This window comes from Pseudomonas sp. AP42, from assembly GCF_001728935.1.
In the GTDB taxonomy this organism is placed as follows: Bacteria; Pseudomonadota; Gammaproteobacteria; order Pseudomonadales; family Pseudomonadaceae; genus Aquipseudomonas; species Aquipseudomonas lactis.
Map to the genome: position 1 here is coordinate 54,550 of NZ_LYSO01000027.1, position 7,805 is coordinate 62,354.

Below are 7,805 nucleotides of genomic sequence, written 5' to 3' on the forward strand. Positions count from 1 at the left end.
GCTTGCCTTAATGCCAGTCAATTAAGGCTTTTTTGTAGGAGCGAGCTTGCTCGCGAAAAACGTCAACGATAACGCGTGCTTGCTGAATGAACGCGGCGCCTTTGAGTTTTTCGCGAGCAAGCTCGCTCCTACAGGCTGTAATCGCAGGCAAGCCAGCTCCCACATTTGATTGGGTTTCTTCAATGAAGTCCCTACAAACAGAAACCCCGGCACTTGGCCGGGGCTTCTTTGCATCCTTACAACCTTACTTCAACTTGGCAATTGCCGCGTTGAGGGTGTTGCTTGGGCGCATGGCTTTGCTGGTCAGCTCGGGGTTCGGCGCGTAGTAGCCGCCGATGTCCACTGGCTTGCCCTGTACGGCGTTGAGCTCGGCAACGATGGTTGCTTCGTTCTCGGCCAGGGTTTTGGCCAGTTCGCCAAATTGCGCTTGCAGTGCAGTGTCTTCGGTCTGGGCGGCCAGGGCTTGTGCCCAGTACAGCGCCAGGTAGAAGTGGCTGCCGCGGTTGTCGATGTTGCCGACTTTGCGCGATGGCGACTTGTTGTTGTCCAGGAACTGGCCGGTGGCCTGGTCCAGGGTCTTGGACAGCACCAGGGCTTTCGGGTTGTTGTATGTCACACCCAAATGCTCAAGGGACGCGGCCAGGGCCAGGAACTCGCCCAGGGAATCCCAGCGCAGGAAGTTTTCTTCCAGCAGTTGCTGCACGTGCTTTGGAGCCGAGCCGCCAGCGCCGGTTTCGAACAGGCCGCCACCGTTCATCAGCGGCACGATCGACAGCATCTTGGCGCTGGTGCCCAGTTCCATGATCGGGAACAGGTCGGTCAGGTAGTCGCGCAGTACGTTGCCGGTCACCGAGATGGTGTCCAGGCCCTTGCGGGTGCGCTCCAGGGTGAACTTCATCGCATCGACCGGGGCCATGATGCGGATGTCCAGACCTTCGGTGTTGTGGTCTTTGAGGTAAGCCTGAACTTTCTCGACGACTACACCATCGTGGGCGCGCTTAGGGTCCAGCCAGAAGATGGCCGGGGTGTTGCTGGCGCGGGCACGGTTGACGGCGAGCTTGACCCAGTCCTGGATCGGCGCGTCTTTGGTCTGGCACATGCGGAAGATGTCGCCAGCTTCGACGTTCTGTTCCATCAGCAGGTTGCCCTGGCTGTCGGTGACGCGGACAACGCCGTCAGCCTTGATCTGGAAGGTCTTGTCGTGGGAGCCGTACTCTTCGGCTTTCTTGGCCATCAGGCCAACGTTTGGCACGCTGCCCATGGTGGTTGGGTCGAAGGCGCCATTGGCCTTGCAGTCTTCGATGACCGCCTGGTAGATGGTGGCGTAGCAGCGATCCGGGATCACAGCCTTGGTGTCGTGCAGTTGGCCGTCGGTGCCCCACATTTTGCCGGAGTCACGGATCATCGCTGGCATCGAGGCGTCGACGATCACGTCGCTCGGCACGTGCAGGTTGGTGATGCCTTTGTCGGAGTTGACCATCGCCAGGGCAGGGCGAGCGGCGTAGACCGCCTGGATGTCGGCTTCGATCTGCGCTTGCTGGTCGGCCGGCAGGGCCTTGATGCGGGCGTACAGGTCGCCGATGCCGTTGTTCAGGTTGAAGCCGATCTGTTCCAGCACGGTGGCGTGCTTGGCCAGGGCGTCTTTATAGAACTCGGCAACGATCTGGCCGAACATGATCGGGTCGGAGACCTTCATCATGGTGGCTTTCAAGTGAACCGACAGCAGCACGCCTTGCTTCTTGGCGTCTTCGATTTCAGCGGCGATGAAGCTGCGCAGGGCTTTCTTGCTCAGCACGGCGGTGTCGATGATTTCGCCGGCTTGTACGTTGGTCTTTTCCTTCAGGACGGTGGTGGTGCCGTCCTTTGCAACCAGCGCAATTTTGACAGCGTCAGCGGCTTCGATCTGCACGGCTTTTTCGCTGCCGTAGAAGTCGCCGTTGTTCATGTGGGCAATGTGCGACTTGGAGTCGGCAGCCCAGGCGCCCATCTTGTGCGGGTGCTTGCGTGCGTAGTTCTTGACCGACAGCGGTGCGCGACGGTCGGAGTTGCCTTCGCGCAGGACCGGGTTCACGGCGCTGCCCTTGACCTTGTCGTAACGTGCACGGGTTTCTTTTTCCGCGTCGGTGGTTACGGTTTCAGGGTAGTCCGGCAGGGCGTAGCCCTGGGCCTGCAGTTCCTTGATCGCGGCTTGCAGCTGCGGGGTCGAGGCGCTGATGTTGGGAAGCTTGATGATGTTGGCTTCAGGCGTAACGGCCAGGTCGCCCAGTTCGGCGAGGTGGTCCGGGATGGCCTTGGTGCCCAGTTGCTCGGGGAAGCTTGCGAGGATGCGCCCGGCGAGGGAAATGTCGCGGGTTTCCACGGCAATATCAGCGGAAGCGGTGAAGGCCTCTACGATAGGCAGCAGTGAATAGGTGGCGAGGGCTGGGGCTTCGTCGGTGAAGGTGTAGATGATCTTCGAGCGGGTGGGCATATTCGGATTAACTCTCTTCTTTGCTGAAAGCGTGCGCAGAAACTCGAGATGCGCCGGGTAGAGCGCGTTCGTTCAAAGTCATCCATGAGCGAAATGTCGAGGTTTCTTCGCGGTGATGTTGGTTTGCATCAGTCGAGCGTCAAGCGGGTGGGCTATGGTAATAGTCCGGCTTTCTGGCGAAAGGCTACGTTCTAGAGCGGTCCGCCGTCGTGACTCTTTGGTCAGCGGCGGCATTATACATAGGTCGCTATGCTTACGCTGAGCCTTCATGAAAAAGGAGGCTCGTCCATTGGTCTAAAGGTCGCAGGCGCACAGGGTGGTGGGATGTGCTCAAGATTGGCGCTTTTCCCTTTGCTTTCAGGCTTGTAGGCCACCAAATGTGCTGTTTTCGATGCAAATGAGCATGGCGTGAGGTTTCAGTCGCCATTTATCTGGAGTAGGCTCGAACGCAGCCAGATGTTCAATCCATAGATGGAGTTCAGCATGGGATACAAGAAGATTCAGGTTCCGGCAGTCGGCGACAAAATCACCGTCAATGCAGACCATTCTCTCAATGTTCCTGACCAACCGATCATCCCCTACATCGAAGGTGACGGTATTGGCGTCGACATCAGCCCGGTGATGATCAAGGTGGTCGACGCCGCTGTTGAAAAGGCTTACGGCGGCAAGCGCAAAATCTCCTGGATGGAGGTGTACGCTGGTGAAAAGGCCACGCAGGTCTACGACCAGGATACCTGGCTGCCCCAGGAAACCCTGGATGCGGTCAAGGATTACGTGGTGTCCATCAAGGGTCCGCTGACAACGCCAGTCGGTGGCGGTATCCGTTCGCTGAACGTGGCCCTGCGCCAGCAGCTCGACCTGTATGTGTGCCTGCGCCCGGTGCGCTGGTTCGAAGGCGTCCCCAGCCCGGTGAAAAAGCCTGGCGACGTGGACATGACCATCTTCCGTGAGAACTCCGAGGATATTTACGCAGGCATCGAGTGGAAGGCCGGTTCGCCGGAAGCGATCAAGGTAATCAAGTTCCTCAAGGAAGAAATGGGCGTTACCAAGATCCGTTTCGACCAGGATTGCGGGATTGGCGTCAAGCCGGTCTCCAAGGAGGGCACCAAGCGCCTGGCGCGCAAGGCCTTGCAGTATGTGGTGGACAACGACCGCGATTCGCTGACCATCGTGCACAAAGGCAACATCATGAAGTTCACTGAAGGGGCCTTCAAGGAGTGGGCCTACGAGGTGGCGGCTGAAGAGTTCGGCGCGACCCTGCTCGACGGCGGGCCGTGGATGCAGTTCAAGAACCCCAAGACCGGCAAGAATGTAGTGGTCAAGGATGCCATTGCCGACGCCATGCTCCAGCAGATCCTGCTGCGCCCGGCTGAATATGACGTGATCGCCACGCTCAACCTCAATGGCGACTACCTGTCCGACGCCCTAGCAGCGGAAGTGGGCGGCATCGGCATTGCACCGGGGGCCAACCTGTCGGACACCGTGGCAATGTTCGAAGCTACCCACGGTACTGCGCCTAAATACGCGGGCAAGGATCAGGTCAACCCTGGGTCATTGATCCTGTCGGCGGAAATGATGCTGCGGCATATGGGCTGGGTCGAGGCGGCGGATCTGATCATCAAGGGCACCAACGGCGCGATTTCGGCCAAGACCGTGACCTATGATTTCGAGCGTCTGATGGATGGCGCTACGCTGGTGTCGTCGTCGGGCTTTGGTGATGCGTTGATCAAGCATATGTAAACAGGCAGAAAAAACCGGCCGCCCTGATGAATCGGGGTGGCCGGTTTGCTTTGAGTGCTTAATTTCAGTGGCGGGTCAGGCCTGTTGCTTCTCTGATTTTTCTACCTTTGTTTCTTTCACGCCTGTAGTGGCAGGCGCATCTACAATATTTACGGCATGCGTGCCTTTTGGCCCTTGAATGATCTCAAAGTTGACACGCTGTCCCGCTTTCAGTGTTTTGTAGCCATCCATCTTGATCGCTGAGAAATGCGCAAAAAGGTCTTCATCCTTGCCGTCTTCAATAATGAATCCGTAACCCTTGGCATTGTTGAACCACTTGACCTTACCACTTAGCATCGCCATATCCCTCTGCACCAGACTCCATCACTGGAGTATCATCCTGTCTATCCGTCCTAACCCGAATAAATAAGGTTGACTGCGCGGACCTTTTTTACCCACTGTGGGCTCTATTCGTTGTAACACCGTTTCGCCGATAGTCAAGGTGACCAAAGGCTCAGAGTTGAAATTCTGACAGGTCGCCCCCACCACTGTAATTGAACCACTGACGAACCTTTCTTTCCCATGCATGCAAACAGCCAGATTCGACTAACATTCAATCAGGATCGCCCGGATCAGGAACATGACGACGACGGTTCTGCAGGCATTGCTGTTCAGGAGGCGAAGCCTGCTTTACAGGCGCCGCCGATGTACAAGGTGGTTTTGTTTAATGATGACTACACACCGATGGATTTCGTCGTCGAAGTGCTCGAGGTGTTTTTCAACCTGAACCGCGAGTTGGCGACCAAGGTAATGCTGGCCGTTCACACAGAAGGACGGGCAGTATGTGGAGTGTTTACCCGCGACATCGCCGAGACAAAGGCCATGCAGGTCAACCAGTACGCCAGGGAAAGCCAGCATCCGCTACTCTGTGAAATCGAGAAGGACGGTTAACGCCGACCACTTGGGTATGAGGTGAAGCTATGTTAAACCGCGAGCTCGAAGTCACCCTCAATCTTGCCTTCAAGGAGGCTCGTTCGAAGCGTCATGAATTCATGACCGTCGAACACCTTTTGCTGGCACTTTTGGATAACGAAGCTGCCGCCACCGTTCTACGTGCGTGCGGCGCCAACCTTGACAAGCTCAAGCATGACCTGCAGGAGTTTATCGACTCCACCACGCCACTGATCCCCGTGCATGACGAGGACCGCGAAACCCAGCCAACCCTGGGCTTCCAGCGGGTATTGCAACGTGCTGTGTTCCACGTACAGAGCTCCGGTAAGCGTGAGGTCACAGGCGCGAACGTGCTGGTGGCGATTTTCAGCGAACAGGAAAGCCAGGCCGTGTTCCTGCTCAAGCAGCAGAGCGTTGCCCGTATTGATGTGGTCAATTACATCGCCCACGGTATCTCCAAGGTGCCTGGGCACGGCGATCATTCCGAGGGTGAGCAGGACATGCAGGACGAGGAGGGCGGTGAGTCTTCTTCTTCCAGCAACCCGCTGGATGCCTATGCCAGCAACCTCAATGAAATGGCGCGCCAGGGGCGGATCGATCCGCTGGTGGGGCGTGAGCATGAGGTTGAGCGTGTAGCGCAGATCCTGGCGCGTCGTCGCAAGAACAATCCCTTGCTGGTGGGCGAGGCGGGCGTGGGTAAAACCGCGATTGCCGAAGGCCTGGCCAAGCGCATTGTCGACAACCAGGTGCCAGACCTGCTGGCCAGCAGCGTCGTCTACTCCCTTGACCTGGGCGCGTTGCTCGCCGGGACCAAGTACCGGGGCGATTTCGAGAAGCGCTTCAAGGCGTTGCTCGGCGAGCTGAAAAAACGCCCGCAGGCCATCCTGTTTATCGACGAGATCCACACTATCATTGGCGCCGGTGCGGCTTCCGGTGGGGTGATGGACGCTTCCAATCTGCTCAAGCCGCTGCTGTCCTCCGGTGATATCCGCTGCATTGGTTCGACCACGTTCCAGGAATTTCGCGGCATCTTCGAAAAAGACCGTGCCCTGGCGCGTCGCTTCCAGAAAGTCGACGTGTCCGAGCCCTCGGTTGAAGACACCATCGGCATCCTGCGCGGGCTCAAGGGGCGTTTTGAAGCGCACCATGGCATCGAGTACACCGATGAGGCCTTGCGTGCGGCGGCTGAGCTGGCGTCGCGCTACATCAACGACCGGCACATGCCAGACAAAGCCATCGATGTGATCGACGAGGCGGGTGCCTACCAGCGCCTGCAGCCAGTCGAGAAGCGCGTGAAGCGCATCGACGTGCCTCAGGTCGAGGATATCGTGGCCAAGATCGCGCGGATTCCGCCAAAACACGTCACCAGTTCCGACAAAGAGCTGCTGCGTAACCTGGAGCGCGACCTCAAGCTCACCGTGTTTGGTCAGGATGCGGCCATCGACTCGTTGTCCACGGCGATCAAGTTGTCCCGTGCGGGCCTCAAGTCGCCGGACAAGCCAGTCGGTTCGTTCCTGTTCGCAGGCCCGACCGGCGTCGGCAAGACCGAGGCGGCTCGCCAGTTGGCCAAGGCCATGGGTATCGAGCTGGTCCGTTTCGACATGTCCGAGTACATGGAGCGCCACACTGTGTCGCGCTTGATCGGCGCGCCTCCGGGCTATGTCGGCTTCGACCAGGGCGGCCTGTTGACCGAGGCGATCACCAAGCAGCCACATTGCGTATTGTTGCTCGATGAAATCGAAAAGGCGCATCCGGAAGTCTTCAACCTGCTATTGCAGGTCATGGACCACGGCACCCTGACCGACAACAACGGGCGCAAGGCGGATTTCCGCAACGTCATCGTGATCATGACCACCAACGCCGGTGCTGAAACCGCGGCGCGGGCTTCGATCGGCTTTACGCATCAGGATCACTCGTCTGATGCCATGGAAGTGATCAAGAAGAGCTTCACGCCGGAGTTCCGCAACCGTCTGGACACCATTATCCAGTTTGGTCGCCTCAGCCATGAGGTCATCAAAAGCGTGGTGGACAAGTTCCTCACCGAGCTTCAAGCGCAGTTGGAAGACAAGCGCGTGCAGCTGGATGTGACGGAAGCGGCCCGCAGTTGGATCGCAGAGGGCGGCTACGATGCGGCGATGGGTGCACGCCCAATGGCGCGTCTGATCCAGGACAAGATCAAACGGCCATTGGCCGAAGAGATCCTGTTCGGCGAACTCTCCGACCATGGCGGCGTGGTGCACATCGACCTCAAGGACGGCGAGCTGACCTTCGAGTTCGAGACTACGGCGGAAATGGCCTGATAGCAGGCTGCAACACACCAAAAAGGCGCCGAAAGGCGCCTTTTTGCTGCCTGCAATACGATTTGCGAGACAATGACGGTCAACTGTGGCTTGCCTGCGATAGCGGTGGTTCAGTTAACGATGCAGTGACTGACACACCGCTTTCGCGGGCAAGCCCGCTCCCACAGGGAGCCTGTGCCAGGCGCTGATTCTTTGGGCAATACGTAACCAGTGTGGGAGCTGGCTTGCCTGCGATGACAATCCTTCAATAGCACAGCTTTAGCTGGCCCGCCGCTATCGCAGTATCTGTATCTACACAGCTTTGTGGGTTTGTAACCGTCAACGGTAACCACGATGCGAAGCGAGCCGCTCTTGCTCTTGATCTG

The 7,805-nt window shown here is 58.0% G+C and carries 5 protein-coding genes; 3 read left to right on the forward strand and 2 right to left on the reverse strand.

The window, feature by feature from the left end; genetic code table 11:
- Nucleotides 1-244: 244 nt before the first annotated feature.
- A complete protein-coding gene (locus tag A7K61_RS12935; RefSeq protein WP_003192096.1) occupies nucleotides 245-2,470 on the reverse strand; it encodes an NADP-dependent isocitrate dehydrogenase in 2,226 nt (741 codons plus the stop codon).
- A 483-nt stretch (nucleotides 2,471-2,953) separates the two neighbouring features.
- Here A7K61_RS12935 and icd point away from each other — a divergent pair, with 483 nt between their 5' ends.
- Nucleotides 2,954-4,210, forward strand: coding sequence for an NADP-dependent isocitrate dehydrogenase (gene icd, locus A7K61_RS12940; protein WP_005789095.1), 1,257 nt, complete (start codon nucleotides 2,954-2,956; stop codon nucleotides 4,208-4,210).
- Nucleotides 4,211-4,285: 75 nt separating this feature from the next.
- On the opposite strand, the gene cspD is transcribed toward icd, so the two are convergent.
- Nucleotides 4,286-4,546, reverse strand: a complete 261-nt coding sequence (cspD, locus tag A7K61_RS12945) for a cold shock domain-containing protein CspD (RefSeq protein WP_080751168.1) — start codon at nucleotides 4,544-4,546, stop codon at nucleotides 4,286-4,288.
- Between the two features lie 225 nt (nucleotides 4,547-4,771).
- Here cspD and clpS point away from each other — a divergent pair, with 225 nt between their 5' ends.
- Complete coding sequence (gene clpS / locus A7K61_RS12950) at nucleotides 4,772-5,140, forward strand: ATP-dependent Clp protease adapter ClpS (protein ID WP_005789091.1); 369 nt, start codon at nucleotides 4,772-4,774, stop codon at nucleotides 5,138-5,140.
- Between the two features lie 29 nt (nucleotides 5,141-5,169).
- Nucleotides 5,170-7,440 carry an ATP-dependent Clp protease ATP-binding subunit ClpA gene (clpA, locus tag A7K61_RS12955; protein ID WP_003192090.1) on the forward strand — a complete coding sequence of 757 codons (2,271 nt, stop codon included), beginning with the start codon at nucleotides 5,170-5,172 and terminating at the stop codon, nucleotides 7,438-7,440.
- Nucleotides 7,441-7,805 lie beyond the last annotated feature (365 nt).